11 protein-coding genes are annotated in these 16,586 nt (G+C 64.8%); 5 read left to right on the top strand and 6 right to left on the bottom strand.

The genetic code is table 11. The features are described from left to right. Positions 1–55: 55 nt before the first annotated feature. The 3 genes from Q0L25_RS03780 to Q0L25_RS03770 are packed head-to-tail and all read left to right on the top strand — an operon-like array spanning position 56 to position 3,172. A complete protein-coding gene (locus Q0L25_RS03780) occupies positions 56–1,675 on the top strand; it encodes a sodium/sugar symporter (protein WP_296611699.1) in 1,620 nt (539 codons plus the stop codon). Positions 1,676–1,679: 4 nt separating this feature from the next. After that, complete coding sequence (locus Q0L25_RS03775) at positions 1,680–2,549, top strand: 2-dehydro-3-deoxygalactonokinase (protein WP_296611697.1); 870 nt, start codon at positions 1,680–1,682, stop codon at positions 2,547–2,549. Further along, positions 2,546–3,172, top strand: a complete 627-nt coding sequence (locus tag Q0L25_RS03770; protein WP_296611695.1) for a 2-dehydro-3-deoxy-6-phosphogalactonate aldolase — start codon at positions 2,546–2,548, stop codon at positions 3,170–3,172. Before Q0L25_RS03775 ends, Q0L25_RS03770 begins: the two co-directional genes overlap by 4 nt. A gap of 53 nt (positions 3,173–3,225) precedes the next feature. Here the strand turns inward: Q0L25_RS03770 and Q0L25_RS03765 are convergent, their stop codons facing one another. Genes Q0L25_RS03765 through Q0L25_RS03750 form a run of 4 tightly spaced genes read right to left on the bottom strand, consistent with a single transcriptional unit; the run spans position 3,226 to position 10,073 of the window. Beyond that, a complete protein-coding gene (locus Q0L25_RS03765) occupies positions 3,226–5,118 on the bottom strand; it encodes a glycoside hydrolase family 2 protein (protein ID WP_296611693.1) in 1,893 nt (630 codons plus the stop codon). A gap of 23 nt (positions 5,119–5,141) precedes the next feature. Next, on the bottom strand, positions 5,142–6,326 hold the full coding sequence (gene uxuA / locus Q0L25_RS03760; RefSeq protein WP_296611691.1) for a mannonate dehydratase: 1,185 nt from the start codon (positions 6,324–6,326) through the stop codon (positions 5,142–5,144). A gap of 40 nt (positions 6,327–6,366) precedes the next feature. After that, positions 6,367–7,680: an alpha/beta fold hydrolase gene (locus Q0L25_RS03755; RefSeq protein ID WP_296611690.1), complete on the bottom strand. Its 1,314-nt coding sequence runs from the start codon at positions 7,678–7,680 to the stop codon at positions 6,367–6,369. A gap of 47 nt (positions 7,681–7,727) precedes the next feature. Next, positions 7,728–10,073: a TonB-dependent receptor gene (locus Q0L25_RS03750; protein WP_296611688.1), complete on the bottom strand. Its 2,346-nt coding sequence runs from the start codon at positions 10,071–10,073 to the stop codon at positions 7,728–7,730. A gap of 188 nt (positions 10,074–10,261) precedes the next feature. Between Q0L25_RS03750 and Q0L25_RS03745 the strand changes: the two genes are divergently transcribed. Beyond that, positions 10,262–11,047 carry a FadR/GntR family transcriptional regulator gene (locus Q0L25_RS03745; protein WP_296611686.1) on the top strand — a complete coding sequence of 262 codons (786 nt, stop codon included), beginning with the start codon at positions 10,262–10,264 and terminating at the stop codon, positions 11,045–11,047. A 242-nt stretch (positions 11,048–11,289) separates the two neighbouring features. Here Q0L25_RS03745 and Q0L25_RS03740 read toward each other — a convergent pair whose 3' ends face one another. Both Q0L25_RS03740 and Q0L25_RS03735 read right to left on the bottom strand, forming a co-directional pair. Further along, positions 11,290–13,614, bottom strand: a complete 2,325-nt coding sequence (locus Q0L25_RS03740) for a TIM-barrel domain-containing protein (RefSeq protein ID WP_296611683.1) — start codon at positions 13,612–13,614, stop codon at positions 11,290–11,292. A 65-nt stretch (positions 13,615–13,679) separates the two neighbouring features. After that, entirely contained in the window at positions 13,680–14,942 is a 1,263-nt protein-coding gene (locus Q0L25_RS03735; protein ID WP_296611680.1) for an MFS transporter, read from the bottom strand. Between the two features lie 269 nt (positions 14,943–15,211). On the opposite strand from Q0L25_RS03735, the gene Q0L25_RS03730 reads away from it, so the two are divergent. Further along, entirely contained in the window at positions 15,212–16,552 is a 1,341-nt protein-coding gene (locus Q0L25_RS03730) for a sugar porter family MFS transporter (RefSeq protein WP_296611679.1), read from the top strand. Positions 16,553–16,586 lie beyond the last annotated feature (34 nt).

Below are 16,586 nucleotides of genomic sequence, written 5' to 3'. Positions count from 1 at the left end.
GGCGCGGACATTTCAACCGACGCTGAAATCGAAGTCCGGAGGGGAAAGGGAAAGCATGCAACTCGCCACCATCGATATCGCGGTCGTCCTGATCTATTTCATCTGTATCTTCGGGCTCGCCCAGTGGGTCAGCCGTGAGAAGGCAGGACATACCAAGGACTCTTCGGACTATTTCCTGGCGTCCAAGAATCTTCCCTGGTGGGCGATCGGCGCATCGCTGATCGCGGCGAACATCTCGGCCGAGCAGATCGTCGGTATGTCAGGATCGGGCTATGCCATCGGCCTCGCCATCGCGTCCTACGAATGGATGGCGGCAGCGACCTTGCTGATCGTCGGCAAATGGTTCCTGCCGATCTTCCTCGCCAACAAGATCTACACGATGCCGCAGTTTCTCGAGCAGCGGTTTGGGCCGACGATCCGGACCGTGATGGCGGTGTTCTGGCTGATCCTCTACGTGTTCGTGAACCTGACCTCGATTATCTGGCTGGGATCGATCGCGGTGACGCAAGTGACCGGCATCAACCAGGATGTCGCGCTGATCGGGCTCGGGGCCTTCGCCTTGCTCTATCAGCTGCGCGGCGGACTGAAGGCGGTCGCCCTCACCGATATCGTCCAGGTCACGTTGCTCGTGCTTGGCGGACTGGTGATCGCTTATCTGACGCTCGGCAAGATTGGCGGCGATGCCGGGGTCATAGCCGGTTTCGCCGAGCTGACGCGGCGCGTGCCCGACCATTTCGACATGATCCTGTCGCCCGACAATCCGCATTACAAGGATCTGCCGGGCATCGCCGTGCTGGTCGGCGGAATGTGGATCGCGAACCTCAGCTATTGGGGCTTCAACCAATATATCATCCAGCGCGCGCTGGCGGCGAAGAGCCTGTCGGAAGCACAGCGCGGCGTGGTGTTCGCGGGTTTCCTGAAGCTGTTGATGCCGGTGATCATCGTGTTGCCGGGGATTGCCGCCGTGGTGCTGGCGCCTGGGCTGACCAAGCCCGATCAGGCTTATCCGACGATGATGCGGCTGCTGCCGACCGGGTTGCTCGGGCTGGTCTTCGCGGCGCTGATCGCGGCGATCATCGCCTCGACCGCATCCAAGATCAATTCGATCGCGACGATCTTCACGCTGGACATCTACGCCAAGAGGAAAGGCGTCCAGACGCGCGCAGAGGACGATGCCGGGTCGATCGAGCATGAGAAACATCTGGTGCTGGTCGGCCGGATCGCCGCGGCCCTGGCGATCGTCATCGCGATGGCGACGGCGCGTCCGTTGCTCGGCAGCCTGGATCAGGCGTTTCAATATATCCAGGAATTCTCCGGGTTCGTGACTCCGGGCATCACGGTGATCTTCCTGCTCGGCCTTTTCTGGCCGCGCGCGACCGAGATGGGCGCGCTCGTAGGCGCGATCGCCTCCGTCGTGGTGAGCTTCGTCTTCTGGTTTCCCGCGGCCTGGGGTGGCTCGGCGGTGCTCAATGCGGTGCCGTTCATCAACCGCATGTCGATCGTCTTTTTCGTTTCGCTGGCGCTGGCGGTGATGGTGTCGCTGCTCCGCCCCGTCCGCGCGGAGAGCAACCTGATCACGATGCGCGGTGTTTCGTTCCGAACGACAGCCGGGTTCAACGTCGCGGCGGGACTGATCGTGCTGATCCTGACCGTGCTCTACGCGACGTGGTGGTGAGGGCATGAGCGCGCATCCATTCCTGGCCATCGACTGGGGTACGACCAACCGGCGCGTCTATCGGATCGAGGACGGCGCCGTGGTGGCGACGGAGCGCGATGCACTCGGCGTCACCGCGGTGAGCGACTTTGCCGGCGAGCTGGAGGCAATCCGTGCGCGGTTCGGCGACCTGCCGGTGCTGATGGCGGGTATGGTGGGGTCGACGATCGGCTGGCGCGAGGCGCCGTACGTTCCGGCACCTGCCGGCCTCGACGACCTCAGCCGGAACCTGCTGCGCATCGACGAGCGCACCGCGATCGTCCCGGGCGTGTCGTTCAGCGACGGCACGCGCGGCGACGTCATGCGTGGGGAGGAAGTGCAATTGCTGGGCGCCGTCGCGGCCGAACTGGCGCCTTCGGACGCGTTGCTCGTCCAGCCCGGCACGCATTGCAAATGGGTCGAGATGGCGGGATCGCGCATCGCGCGCTTCACCACGGCGATGACCGGCGAATTGTTCGCTCTGGTCCGTGCTCATGGCATCCTGTCGGCGCAGTTGACCGCCGATGTCGTGCCGGGCGACGCTTTCCGCGATGGTGTTCGCGAAGGCGCAAAGCGCGATTTGACCGCGTCGCTCTTCGGCATCCGCGCGGCGAAACTGCTCGGCCTGCGCGACGACGCCGACGCCGCTTCCTTCGCCAGCGGTCTGATCATCGGCGCGGACGTCGCCGCGCGCGTTGCGGAAAATCCGTTCGAGACCGCCTATATTCTGGCCGACCCGGTGCTTGGTGGCCTCTACGCCGAAGCGATCGAGGTCAACGGACGGGCCGCGATGATTATCGACAGCCACACGGCGTTCGTCGCCGGTATTTCCCGGATAGGAGCTTCTCTCTCGTGACTTCGCTTGCCGCTTTCGACGCCGCTTTCGCTTCCTGTCCGCTGATCGCCATCCTGCGTGGCGTGCGGCCTGATGAAGTCGTCGGGATTGGCGAGGAACTGGTCGCGGCCGGCTTCACGCTGATCGAGGTGCCGATGAACTCCCCCGATCCGCTCGACAGCGTCGCCCGCTTGGTCGACGCGCTGGGAGACCGGGCGATGATCGGCGCCGGCACCGTGCTGACCGTCGGCCAAGTCGCGGCGATGCGCGACGCCGGCGGGCGGATGGTGATCTCGCCCAACACCAATGTCGACGTGATTCGAGCGAGTGCGGCAGCCGGCCTGGTGTCGCTACCCGGTATCGCCACGCCGAGCGAGGCGCTCGCCGCCCTCGATGCCGGCGCGACGGCGCTCAAGCTGTTTCCGGCCGAAGCCGCCAGTCCGGCGGTGCTCAAGGCGATGCGGGCGATCCTGCCGAGCGAGCTGCGCGTGCTGCCGGTAGGCGGCATCGTGCCTGAAGGTATGGCCCCTTGGCGCCAGGCGGGCGCGGCGGGCTTCGGTCTCGGCTCGGCGCTCTACAAACCGGGCCTGACGGCGGCGGAGGTTGGTGCCAATGCCCGCGCTTTCGTCGCCGCGCTAGGCTGACGCGACGATCGCCGGCGCTCCCTTGCGCGGCACGACCGATCGCCGCGTCGCACTCAGCGTTCCTTGCCTTCATAATAACCCGCCAGCACGGCAAACGCCTGTTTGCGCTGACCCGTTTCGGAGATCAGGCCCTTGCGGTTCCAGCCCTGCTGGAACTCCGGATTCTGCCGTCGCGGTGAGCGGAAGTCCTTCAGGATCCACGGCGACATGCCGCGCAATGTCGGAATGCGATCGACCATGCCCAAAGTCTTGCGGTAGAACTCCGCCTGATATTCCTCGGAGAATTTTTCCGGCAGCGCGCGCGGATCATGGAATCCCGCCTTGGCGTCGGCGCCGAATTCGGAAAAGATCAGCGGCTTGTTGGCGGGAACGCGGAACGAGAAGCTGGCCAGGTCGTCCAGCCGGTCAGGCGTGTACCAGCCGAAATAGGTGTTGATCGCGACCACATCCAAGGCGTCGGCGAGTGGGTCGGCCATGGCGATGACCGGTTTGCCGTCCGGACCTTGGGAGCGCTCTGTGAGCAACGCGGCGCTGACCAGCCGCGTGTCGTCGAGCTTGCGCACGTCGCTGACCAGTGTGCGCAGGAACGTGTTGCGCGCATCGGTCACCGGGGTTTCGTTGGCAACGCTCCAAATCGCGATCGAGGCGCGGTTGCGGTCGCGAATGATGTTCTCCGCGACCATGTTGCGCGCGGTCGCCAGCGTATCGGGATTGCTCCACGCGACGCGCCAATAGACCGGCACTTCGCTCCACACGATGATGCCCATCTCGTCGGCCAGCCGGGTCATCACCTCGGAATGCGGATAATGGGCGAGGCGGACGTAATTTCCGTGCAGCCCGTCCTTGATCTCGCTGAGCAGCGCGCGCGCGGCGGCGGGTGTCATCGCGCGGGTCGGGTCGGTGCCGAGTTCCTCCTCGTGCAGCGAGATGCCGCGCAGGAAGAGGGGCTTGCCGTTGAGCAGCACGTCGGGGCCGCGCACCTCGATCGTGCGGAAGCCGATCCGGTCGCGCCATTGGTCGTCGCCCGAGCTGATCGAGACGTCATAGAGTTTGGGCTGTTCCGGCGACCAGCGGATCAAAGCGCGGGGCGCGGCGACCGTCGCGCGCCAGTCGCCCTTGGCATCGGTGGTGCCGGCGAGGTCGAGGCCTAGTCCCGCGATCTTCAGCCGAATGGCGTGATTGGCCGCCTGCGCTCCGTCGAGATGGGCATCGACAGCGATCTTGCCGTCGCGGGTCAGGCGCACCCAGGCATCGTCGACATAGGTATCGGGCGTCGCGATCAGCCGAACCGGCCGGGTGATCCCGCCATAATTCTCCCAATCGGTGACCGGCGGCGGCACGGTCGCTTCGGTCGCCTGCGAATCCACCCCGACGGTGATCTGATTGTCGCCGTCGCGTAGCAGGTTCGTCACTTCGAACGCGAAGGGAGTGAAGCCGCCTTCGTGGCGGCCGATCGCCTTGCCGTTGAGATAGACGAAAGTCGCATAATTGGCCGCGCCGAAGCGCAGGAAATAGCGGCCCTTGTGGTTCGCCGGCGCGGCGAACGTGCGCTGGTACCACATCAGTCCCTGATAATAGCGAAGGTCGGGCGCTTCGGTCAGCCAGGACGAGGGCAGGGTAGTGACGGGCGAGCGCGCCATGTCGAACTCGTACATCGCGCGATTGTCGTCCTTCATCGCCTTGGCGACGTCGAGGTCGAGATAGCGCAGCTGGCTGTCGCCGGGCATTTCGCCGTGAAAACCGGCAAGGCCGGCGCGGAACGGATCGATCGAATAATGCCATGGCCCCGACAGATCGAGCCCGTCGCGCATGTCGGCCGAGACGAGCAGCGGGCTGGTCTTAACCGTCGCCAGCGGCAGCGTCGGGGGAGGCGCCACCTGCTGCGCCATCGCCGGCGCGGCACAGACCATCGCCGCGGCGATCAGGCGCCGGATTATCCTTGCCATCTGCACGTTCCGCTCTCCCGTTTTCAGTTTGTTGTCTTGTCGTTGCCGCGCGCGAACGCGATGCCCCGCTCGAGCCCGCGAAGCTCGGCCAGTCCGCGCATGCGTCCGAGCAGCGAGTAGCCCGGGTTGGTCCGCTTGGTCAGGTCGTCGAGCATCTGGTGGCCGTGGTCGGGACGCATCGGGATCGAACGCCCGGTCCGGCGCTGCAGCGCGTGCACCGCGCCGACGATCGCGGTCATGTTGGCATCGCCTTCGAGATGTGCTGCCTCGTGAAACGCGCCGTTGGTCTCTCGCTGCACCGACCGCAGATGGAGAAAGCCGATACGGTCGCCCAGCCGCTCGACCATGCCGGGCAGGTCGTTGTCGGGCCGCACGCCGAACGATCCGGCGCAAAAGCAAAGCCCGTTCGACCGGTTCGGCACGCGAGCAAAGAGATCGGCGACGTCCGCCTCGGTGCTGACCACGCGCGGCAGGCCGAAGATGGGAAAGGGCGGGTCGTCCGGATGGACGACGAGCCGGATGCCCAATTCGTCGGCGACGGGGCAGACCGCTTGGAGAAAGGCGACGTGATTTTCGTGCAGCTGGTCGGGGCCGATATCGGCATAGTTATGGATCGCCGCCAGAAATTCGGTCGCGGTGAAGCTCTCTTCGCTTCCCGGCAGTCCCGCGATGATCGTCTGCGCCAAGGTGGCGCGTATGCTCTCGTCCATCGCCCGGAAACGGCGCGCGGCTGCCTCGACCATGTCGGGTGCATAATCCCGTTCGGCGCCGGGACGTCGCAGGATATGGAGATCGTACGCCGCGACCGATTCGAGCTCGAACCTCAGGGCCATTGCACCATCAGGCATCGGCCAGGCCAGATCGGTCCGGGTCCAATCGAGCACCGGCATGAAATTATAGGTGACCACGCCGATCCCGCTGGCCGCCAGGTTGCGCAGGCTCTCGCGATATTGCTCGATCAACCGATCCCAATCGCGTCCGCGGGTCTTGATCTCCTCATGTACGGAAAGGCTCTCGACCACGGTCCAGCCGAGCCCCGCTTCCTCGATCATCCGCTTGCGCGCGGCAATCGCGTCGCACGGCCAGATTGCTCCATTGGGTATTTCGTGCAGCGCGGTCACGACTTCGCTCGCGCCGGCCTGACGGATATCCCTGAGCGACACGGGGTCGTCGGGCCCGAACCAGCGCATCGTCTGAGTCATGAACATCTTCGCTAACTGCTCCTGAATGGTGATGTTTGCGGGTCGATTATTCGGCCGGCCTGAATTCGAACGACATTCCCGATGCCTTGTTGGGCTGAAAGCCCCTCCACAAAGTCGCGGCGGGCGGTCCGGGGCTGTATCCCGAATAACGCCCGGGCGGCGCGCCTGGCCAGGTTCCGTCGTTGGAATTGGGTGTCAGCCCGTCGATATAGGCTGCTTTGGCGGCATCGTCCTTGACGTGGCGATCGAGGAAGGCGGTGATGAAATGTGTCTCGATCGCCATCAGCCGGTCCTTGCGCCATACGGCGTCCTCGAACCAATCCATGTCCCAGAAGGATCCGCGCATCTCGGGCGGCGCACCGATCAGCGCGATGCTGTGCGCTGCCTCGCGAAACGTCAGCAGATAGCGCGGCGCGTGGACCTCTTGCGCGAACAAGGTCCGTACGCCGGGATCGTAGCCGACGACATGGTCCTGGCTGCCGACGATGAACAAGGTCGGCGCGCGGATCGCGGCGACGCCGGGGGCAGCCCACATATTGGTGCCGCGAAGCGCCATGGGCGGCGATATCGCCACCACCGCTTTCAGCCCGGCAACCTTGAGCTCTCCCGCCTTGGATCCGTTGGCGACATAGGGGGCAAGCACATTGCGTGTTGCGCCGGCCAGGCCTGGGTCGAGCGGCGCGCCGGCGGCGGTGAGCACGCCATAGCCGCCCATCGAATAGCCGATCAGCACCGTCCGATCGGCATCGGCGGTCGCGAGCGGCCCCAGCCCCGCGCGGGCGCGGCGCTGCGCCTCGGCGGCGACGAAGGCGATATCGAGCGGCCGCCGGGCGAGCGGTCCGGCCGCCGCCGCGGCGGTACGGATGGTGATTGGTGGATCGCGAAAGTCCGGCGCGACGACGACATAGCCCTTGCTGGCAAGGTTCTCGCCGAGCCAGGACAGCACCACCGGCGTGTTGCTGTAGCCGTGGGCGAGGATGACGAGCGGGAACTTGCCCCAGGCGGCAGCCGCGCCGGGCGATGCGATGCCGGAGACGGAGAAGGACACAGCCTTTCCGTTCTCGCCCGGCAATGCCGAGTGATAGATCGTTCCTTTCCCCGGTGCGGCGGCCGGATACCAGATTTTGAGCGCCAGGCGTCGGTCGACGACCTCTGGCCGCTCCTTGCCCTCAAGCGGATCGGCCTGACCGGGCTGGACGAATTCGGCATCGGCGACACCTACCGGATGTGGGCCGAGCGCGGCGAGTTCCGGAGCATCGACGTCCGGCCTCGCAGGTACGTCCTGGCCCGGCGAGTCTGCCGCCACGAGCAGCGCCGCGGCCCCCGCCATCGCCATCGGCAGCGCAAAACGAACCATCATGCCACGCCCACTCGAAGCGACGGGGCGGCGCGCGCCCCGCCTTGCCATCAGAAGTTCACGCCGAGCCGCAGACCGCCATAGCGACGGAAGTCGCGCGGCAGCAGCGCCTGGGTTGCGATCTTGCTGCCGAAATTGCCCGCCGTGTTGACCAGCGCAGGGTAATATTGGACGTCGAACAGGTTGTTGACGAACGCGACGACTTCCCATTTGCGGTCCTTGTCGCGGACGCCGAGACCGACGTTGACGATGCTATAGGCTTTCTGGAACGTCTGAGGATCTTCGGCGACGTAATAGACGCTGCTCTGATATTGCCAGTTGGCCTGTGCCACACCCTTCAGATTGCCGCCCAGCGACGGCGAATAACCGGCTCCCACGGAGAATTTCCATTTGGGCGCCTGGATCGCGCGTGCTCCGGTCAGCACTTGATAGGCAGGCTGCGCCGGGGTCGTTGGCGTGGCCGGCACCGCAGCGACGCATCCTTGAGATGGCGTCTGCAACGGATAGCATTGGGCCTTCGCGTAGGATGTGTATTTGGCATCGAGATAGGCGACCGACGCCGTCAGGTTGAAGTCTTGGCCGATCCGCGCCGCGCTGTCGAACTCGACGCCCTTGGTATTGAGACCGCCGACGTTGGTCAGGCGGAAATTGGTTGTCCCGTCCGACAAGGTTTCGATCGTCTGCGCCTGCAGGTTCTTATAATTGGTGTCGAAATAGGTGAGGTTGAGCGTCACCCTGCGATCGAGCACCTGCGCACGGATGCCGATTTCCTTGTCGCGTGAGCGTTCCGGCTTGATCGGTCCCGCGTTTGCACGAGCCTGGTTGAAACCGGTGGTGAGATCGTAGGTCTGTCCTTTGTATCCGGTCGAATAGGTAGCGAAGGCCATCAGGTCGGGGGTGAATTCGTACCGCCCGCTGATCCGGTACGTGCCCGCGGTGTCGGACGCGCTGCCGCTGAAGAATTGCGCGCCGGGAGCCGCGCGGTTGTCCTGGAAGGTATAGGAGACCTTCTCATTCTGAACGCGTCCTCCACCGGTCAGGATGAGGTGCGGAACGATCTCCCAGTCGATCTGCGCGAAGCCGGCGATCTGCTCCGATTTCGACGTCGCATACCAATTGGCCAGGGAGAAGGCCGGGCCCCGCATGAACGGGCGTTCGAACTTCACGTTCGCGTAATAGGCCCCCAGCGTATAGCGGAACGGCTTGGCGCTGGACGAGAGCAGGCGAACTTCCTGGGTAAACAGTTTCGAATGAAACTGGCCGACCTGGATGTTGCTGCCGATCGGAGCGGTCGACGACGTGTCGTCATGGTCGAGATAATCGTCGAGCCGGAACTTGTCGTACGATGTGATCGACACGAGCGTGAGGTCGCCCAGACCCACTTCTCCGCGCAGCGACCCGCCGCCGCCTTCATATTTCGTCCGCGAATTGTAATTGTTGCTGATGTCCTGATTGTCCGGGCTGATCGTGACGCCGGGCATCGTCACCGCCTGGGTTTGGCCCGCCGTACCGCGGAGCAACGCGGCCGGGTCCATCCGGATGAAAGGACGCCCGACCGTGGTGTTGCCGTTGAGGTAATTGCCCGACAACGTGATGGTGACGTTCGACGCCGGTTCCCAGCGCAGCTTGCCGCGGGTGTTGAATGCCTCGCGCCCATTCACTTTCTTGCCGTTGAACAGGTTGCGGACATTGCCGTCCCAGTTCGAATAGCTCGCCGACACGACATAGCCCAATTGGTCGCTGATCGGGCCGGACAGGCTGAAATTGCCGCCATATTCGCTGTCGGTCGTGCCCATCACGTTGAACCGCGCGTGGAATGTGTCGGTCGGCTGGCGCGTGATGATGTTGATCAGGCCGGCTGAGGCCGACTTGCCGTAGAGCGTGCTCTGCGGGCCGCGCAGCACTTCGATGCGCTCGACATCGGGCAGATCGGTAAAGGCGCGCGCCTGAAAGGCTAGGGGGACTTCATCGACCAGGACCGCAACGCTCGGCTCGACGCCGATGCCGAACGCGAACGTGCCGACGCCACGCAGCGAGACGTTGGCGTTGACCGGATGCTCGGCTGGGCGGACCGTCAGCGACGGGGCGATCTTGCCCAGATCCTGGAACTGGGTGACGCCGGACGCCTTTAGCTGCGCTTCGCTGACCACCGAGACGGCCAGCGGCACCTTCTGGATGTTTTCCGACCGTTTCTGGGCAGTGATGATGATGTCTCCCGGGACCGGCTCGTTCGACTCCGTGCTGGTGGGAGCGGGGCTGCTCTGGGGTGCCGCCGCGTCCGGCGTGCTTTGGGCGGGGTCAGCCGCTTTATCTGCGCTCGCAAGCGCCGGCGTCGCGCAGAAGGCGAGCGAAAGGGCTAGCGCGCCGCGACCGACGGACGTGTGCAATCCAAGCATTTTTCCTTCTCCCTTGATCTGAGCGGCGGGTCTCCTGCCCGCGTTAATTGGGTGAGCTACCAAATGGTCAGACCACATGCAAGAGATTGTCTGACAGTAGGTGCGTTACGCCATGTGCAGCCTGAGGGCGGTGTTGCTCGACCAGCCGACTATTGGTAATACTCAGCTCAGCTATGCCGACGCAAAGATTGATCAGGCCAGTTGCGAAACTGGCGACCGCGACCCAGCCCGATGGGCACAAATTGTACCAGCAGGTCGCGGCTGCGGTTTCCGACGCGATCCAGCGCGGCGATTTCACGCCGGGACAGCGTATTCCGTCCGAACGCGAACTGGCCGAACAATATAAAGTCAGCCGTCCGACCATTCGCGAGGCGATGATCGCGCTCGAGGTTATCGGGATGGTCCATTCTCGCCATGGCTCGGGCATCTTCGTCGCCGACAACCCGCCGTCCGACACGCTGATGATCGGCCTCGATATCGGTGCGTTCGAGCTGACCGAGGCGCGGCGGCTGTTCGAAGCCGAGGCGGCGGCGCTGGCGGCAGTGTCCATCACCGACGAGGAGATCGCGACGCTGGAGCGCCTGATCGTCGAGATGGAGCGCGAGAATCTCGAACATGTCAGCGGCGAACATGCCGACCGCGAATTCCATCTGACGATCGCGCGCGCCACGCGCAATTCTGCGGTGGTCGACGTGGTCCAATCCTTGTGGGACGCGCGGTCCCGTTCGCCGCTATGCCAGCACATGCTCGAACGCGCGCGCAGCGTCGGCGTGGTGCCGCGGATCGACGAGCATCAGACAATCCTCGCCGCATTGCGCGAGCGCAATCCCAAGGCGGCGCGCAAGGCCATGCGCGACCATCTCGCGCGCGTGATCGAGGGCTTGCTCAAGGCGACCGAAAGCGACGCCTTCGAACGTGCCCGCGCCGAGGTGGAAGCCAAGCGCACCGATCTGGCGCGCCGCGTCGCGATCTGAGATTCGGGCGGCGCTGGTTTCCAATTCCCGAAGCGAGTGAATTTGACCTGATCCGATCACCCTCACCCTTCCCACCGCATGAGGCGGCGGGCCCCTTCCCTCTCCCAATGGGCGTGTTGGGTAAACAGCGCCCCGCGCTGTTTAGGCCATGCCGGGGGCATGGCCGACCCAACACGGGAGGGAGGCGCGAAGCGCCGCAAGGGTGAGGGTGATAGTGGGGTATCAAACCATTCCATTACGGCCTAGGTGGTCAGCGTGACGCCGCGGCGGCCATCATGCTCGACCGCGTTTCCTGCGCCGCCATTGACGACCAGCGGACGAGTCTCCTCGGGCGGCAGCAATAGGGTGATACTGGTGTCGCCCCAGCTACCGGGGCCGTCGCGGAGCACATCAACGACGATCCGCGAGGGTTCCGCCCGACCGGTGAGGTGCCAGATATCGATCGGTCCATTGCCATCGCCGCTATCCTCGACCGCCTGCCAATTGAAGGCGCCATCGCGTGGTGGGAACAGCCAGACACCGCGGCGATAGGGCTCCGGGCGCCATCCGCCGCGCGCGAGATCGACCAGCATCGCCGATCCGGCGCGGGCCAACAGCGGCGGCAATCCGTCGAGCGGGGCGTCGAGTGTGACCGATGTTCCGCCGGTGATCCGCTCACCGCTCCATACGTGGATCCATTCGACGCCTGCGGGCGGGCGTAACGTTCGCGTCTCGGCGCCTTGTTCCATCACCGGCGCGACCAGCAGGTTCGGGCCGAGGAGATGTTCGTCATTCTCCTGCCAGGCGACGGCGTCATGGCCGAAGTCGAGCCAAGTCGGTCGCACCATCGGCTCGTAGTCCGCATGGTAGGAGTGCAGCAGATCGTAGAAGAACGGGATCAGCGTCTGGCGCAGCGCCATCAGCCGGCGGATCGCGGGCAATGCTTCCGGATACATCCACGGCTCGTTGACGGTGCGGTCGTCGTTCCAGCTATGGATGCTGAAGCGCGGCATCAGCACGCCCGCCTGCACCCAGCGGATCAGCAGTTCGGGCGAGGGCGCCGGCCCGGCGAAACCACCGACGTCGTGCCCGCTGTTCGACACGCCCGATAGCGCCAGCCCGATCGACTGGCGCGCATTGTAGCGCAGCGACTTCCATTCGGTCAGATTGTCGCCGCTCCAGGTCTGGGCATAACGCTGCAGCCCGGCCATGCCCGATCGCGTGACGGCATAAGGGCGGCGATCAGGCAACGCTTCGGCCTGGGCGAGCCGCGACGCGCGTGTCATCAGCAAAGGCTGAACCGGGCGCATTTCGGCGGCGGCGCGGGGCTGGCCGAAGCCGGCGAACCGTGCGCGCGCGTCCCAGATCTCATATTCGTTATTGTCGTTCCAGGTCGCGACCATCCCCTTGTCGAGCAGGGCAGTTTTGACCTGGTCGCGCCACCATTGGGCAGCGCGCGGGTTGGTGAAGTCGATCTGGCTGCCGACTTCGTCCCAGAACTGCACCTCAACCGGTGTGCCGTCCTCGTAGCCGACGAACAACCCATCGGCGGCGACTTCGTCATATCGCGGATGGCTGCGCAGCAAGGCCGGTTTGATATTGGCCACCAGTTCGACGCCGGCCTGCGCGTAGCTGGCCACGAAAGCGGCCGGATCGGGGAATTTGTCGGTGTTCCAGTTGAACACATAGCGCTTCTCGCCGATCGACGTGTAGCCCGACGACAGATGGAAAGAGGTGCAGCCGATATTGTGCTCGGCGAGCTTGTCGAGGAATCCCGCCATCTGCGCCGCGGCGTCGGGGGCGTCGGTATAGCTCATCGTCGACCCCGAATAGCCGAGCGACCAGCGCGGCATCAGTGCCGGGCGGCCGGTCAGCCAGGTGAAACGGCGGGTCACCGCCAGCGGATCGGGGCCGGTGATCATCCACAGATCCACATCGCCGGCGTCCGCCACCATGTGGCGGTACCAGCCGTGGTAATTGTCCATCTCGCGCCCGAAGTCGAAATGCGCGTCGGCATTCGTGTCGTAAAAGGCGCCGTGGCAACGGCCGTCCGCATCGGCGACCAGGACATAGGGAATCGATTTGTAGAGCGGATCGCTGGTCTCGGCGTCGTAGCCCATCGCGTCGAGATTGGTCAGGCGGAAGCGCCGCCCGGCGCGATCATTGTCGCCGCCTTTGTCGCCGAGCCCGTAGAAGCGATCGCCAGGCCGTCGCGTGACATAATGGTGCGCGCGGCCGTCCCACCAGCCGAAATCATAGGCCTGGGTCGGGCGGTCGGCCGCCATCAGCCGCCATGCGTCGCCATCGCGCTGTTCCCAGATGCAATGCAATCCGTGGAGCCGGACGGTGACGCGCAGCCGCGCGGTTTCGACAATGATCCGGTCGTCGCCTTGCTCCAGCCGGAAATCGGGGCAAGTGAACCCTCCCACATCCAGACGGTCGCGCCCCGGCTCGGCAATATCGGCGGCGCCCGGCGCGATGGCCCAGCTTGGCGGGCTCGTCACCTTGCCGTCGACGAGGAGCAACAGCCGCGCGATATCCTCCTCGAGCACGAACAGATGCGCGACCGCGCCCGTATCGGCGGTCAACGTCAACCGGCCCGGGGCTCGTTCGGTCAACGCAAACAGGGGCGGGTCGGACAATATGGCGCGTCTCATGTTCGGGCTTCCATTCGGGGGAGAGACAAGCGGCGGACAAAAGCGATCAGCAGGGCCGCCCCGATCAGGTCGAATATGCCAAGCGCCGCGAACAAAGGTGCGTAGCCGATGCGATCGGCATATTGCCCGATCAGGAAGGTGAACAGCAGCCCGCCGATCCAACCCGCCTGGCCGACAAAGCCGTTGGCGGTCCCGACCTCCTCCGGCGTGAAGACGTCCGCGGACAGCGTGTTGATCAGCACCGAGATCATCTGATGCGCGAACCCGCCGATGCAGAACAAGGCGATGGCGACATAGGGACTGACAGCGAGCCCGATGCATCCGGGCGCGATCATCAATACGGCGCCCAGGCTGATCCCCAGCACGCGCGACGGCACCAGGTTCACGTGAAAGCGCTTCATGAAGAACGGTGAAAGATAGCCGCCGAGCACGCCGCCGAGGTCCGCCGCCAGGAAGGGCAGCCAGGCGAAGGCCGCGATATGCGCCAAGTCCATGTGGCGCTCAGTCGCGAGATAGAGCGGAATCCAAAAGCTGAAGGTCTGCCAGGCTGGTTCGGCCAGGAAGCGCGGCACCGCGATCACCCAAAAGCGCGCGGAGGACAGGATTTCGCGCGCGCTCGCCTTTCGGGCAGGGGTTTTCGGGCGATCCTCTGCGGTCATCGCCTGCTCGCGCGGCGTGATCGCGGGATGTTCAGCCGGCGAGCGATAAAAGGCATACCATGCGGCTGCCCAGATCAGTCCGACCGCGCCGGTCACGATGAAGGCCAATCGCCAATTGCCCCACAAGGCGACGGCGACCACGAGCGGCGGCGCGATCAATGCCCCGAGCGAGGTTCCGGCGTTGAACCATCCCGTCGCGATCGAGCGCTCGCGCGCCGGGAACCATTCGGCGATCGCCTTCATGCCCGACGGGATCGCCGCCGCCTCGGACAGGCCGAGCAGTCCGCGAAAGAAGGCGAGGCTGATCCAGCCGCCGGCCAGAGCGTGGAGCATATTGGCGGCGGACCACGCGACGCCGAAAAACGCGAACCCGGCACGCAGCCCGAACCGGTCGATGATATAGCCGGCGATCGGCTGCATGACGGTGTAGGCGAGCTGGAACGCCATGACGACATAGCTATATTGCGCGGTCGAGATCGACATCGACGTCTTGAGTTCGGGCGCGAGCACGCCAAGCGAATTGCGCGCGAGATAATTGGCGATCGTGCCGAGGCAGATCAGCGCCACGATCCACCAGCGCAGATGCGGTATCCGCTTCACGATCCTCTCCCCAGTCCGCGCTATTGTCCGCTGGCGGCGGTCTAGCGGCTCCGGCAGCCTTTGTCGATATTGGTCAGACCAATGAATGCCAAAATCGAAAATTGGCCAGCCGGAAGGAAGGGTAAAATCCTGGACGTTTCGCGGCCCAAATCGCCTACCAAATCTTCCATCGCAGGTAGGCCATCGACGCTCGGCTTGACCGGCTCGATTAATACTTCAATTAGATAAATAATGGAGCGGACTGCTCGGGCGCGGTTGGAGAGGGCTTGATGGGCACGCCGAAGGAACGCGTCAACTGGAACGCGGTGGGCACCGCCAGCCTCGGCGGATTGCTGTTCGGCTTCGATACCGCGGTTATCTCAGGTGTCACCGGAGCTTTGCGCGGCGTGTTCGGCCTCAGCGCGATCGGGCTTGGCACGGCGGTATCGGCGGCATTGATCGGGACGCTGGTCGGCGCGCTCGCGGCGGGCAAACCGGGCGACCGATATGGCAGCCGGGCAGTGCTGATCTGGATCGCGATCGCTTATATCGTCTCCGCTGTGGGTTCGGCGATGAGCTGGAATCTGGCGACGTTCGTCGCGTTCAGGTTCCTCGGCGGCCTGGCGATCGGCGGCTCCTCGGTGCTCGCGCCGGTCTATATCGCCGAGGTGAGCCCGGCGGCGCGGCGTGGATTCCTGGTCGCACTGTTTCAGCTCAATGTCGTGATCGGCATCCTGGTCGCCTATGTCAGCAACTTCGTAGTCGGCCGGCTGGTGACGACCGATCTCGCCTGGCAAATGAAGCTCGGTATCGCCGCCGTTCCGGCCATGCTGTTCCTGATCATGCTGCTCCGCATCCCGCCATCGCCGCGCTGGCTGGCGCAGCGCGGGCGCGATCAGGATGCGTTGGCGGCGATTGCCCGGCTCGGCATGGGCGACCCGCAGGCGATCATCGCCGAATTCCGCAGGGATCAAATAGAGGCGCCGGATGCGCGGCTCAGCTGGACCGTGTACCGCAAGCCGATCCTGCTTGCGATCGGCATCGCCGCGTTCAATCAGCTCTCGGGGATCAACGCGATCCTCTATTATCTCGGCGATATCTTCGCGGCCGCCGGGTTCGATCGGCTATCGGCCGACTTGCAATCGGTCGCGATCGGCGTGGCCAATCTGCTGGCGACCTTTGTCGGAATGACGGCGATCGACCGGGCTGGGCGTAAACCGCTGCTGCTGATCGGCGCCGCGGGCACTGGGGTCGCGCTGGCGGCGGTAGCGGCGATCTACTCTACGGGGCAGGGTCAGGCGCTGCTGCTCCCCGCGCTGATCGGCTTCATCCTGTTCTTCGCGATTTCACAGGGCGCGGTGATCTGGGTCTACCTCTCGGAGATTTTCCCGACCGCGGTGCGCGCGCGCGGCCAGGCGCTGGGCAGCGCCACGCATTGGGGAATGAATGCGCTGATCGCGTTCGGTTTCCCGGTGGTGGCGCGCTACACCCAGGCCGCACCCTTCTGGTTCTTCGCCGCCGCGATGGGCGTGCAATTCCTCGTCGTCTGGCGCTTCTTCCCCGAGACGCGCGGGGTCGCGCTGGAGGCGATGGACGATGCCATCAACCAATCCCGGGAAAAGGCCGCTTAATGGCACGAATTGAAACCATTATGGGAATATTCCG

The organism is Sphingomonas sp. (assembly GCF_024508665.1).
In the GTDB taxonomy this organism is placed as follows: domain Bacteria; phylum Pseudomonadota; class Alphaproteobacteria; order Sphingomonadales; family Sphingomonadaceae; genus Sphingomonas.
The sequence above is the reverse complement of the archived record's forward strand: the minus strand, read 5'-3'. Positions and strand labels throughout refer to the sequence as shown.

Excerpts from the sequence above, each read along its gene's own strand:
- Q0L25_RS03755 (WP_296611690.1), bottom strand. The coding sequence starts at position 7,680 with ATGATGGTTCGTTTTGCGCTGCCGATGGCGATGGCGGGGGCCGCGGCG.
- Q0L25_RS03765 (WP_296611693.1), bottom strand. The coding sequence starts at position 5,118 with ATGGCAAGGATAATCCGGCGCCTGATCGCCGCGGCGATGGTCTGTGCC.
- Q0L25_RS03750 (WP_296611688.1), bottom strand. The coding sequence starts at position 10,073 with ATGCTTGGATTGCACACGTCCGTCGGTCGCGGCGCGCTAGCCCTTTCG.
- Q0L25_RS03730 (WP_296611679.1), top strand. The coding sequence starts at position 15,212 with ATGGGCACGCCGAAGGAACGCGTCAACTGGAACGCGGTGGGCACCGCC.
- uxuA (WP_296611691.1), bottom strand. The coding sequence starts at position 6,326 with ATGTTCATGACTCAGACGATGCGCTGGTTCGGGCCCGACGACCCCGTG.
- Q0L25_RS03780 (WP_296611699.1), top strand. The coding sequence starts at position 56 with ATGCAACTCGCCACCATCGATATCGCGGTCGTCCTGATCTATTTCATC.
- Q0L25_RS03775 (WP_296611697.1), top strand. The coding sequence starts at position 1,680 with ATGAGCGCGCATCCATTCCTGGCCATCGACTGGGGTACGACCAACCGG.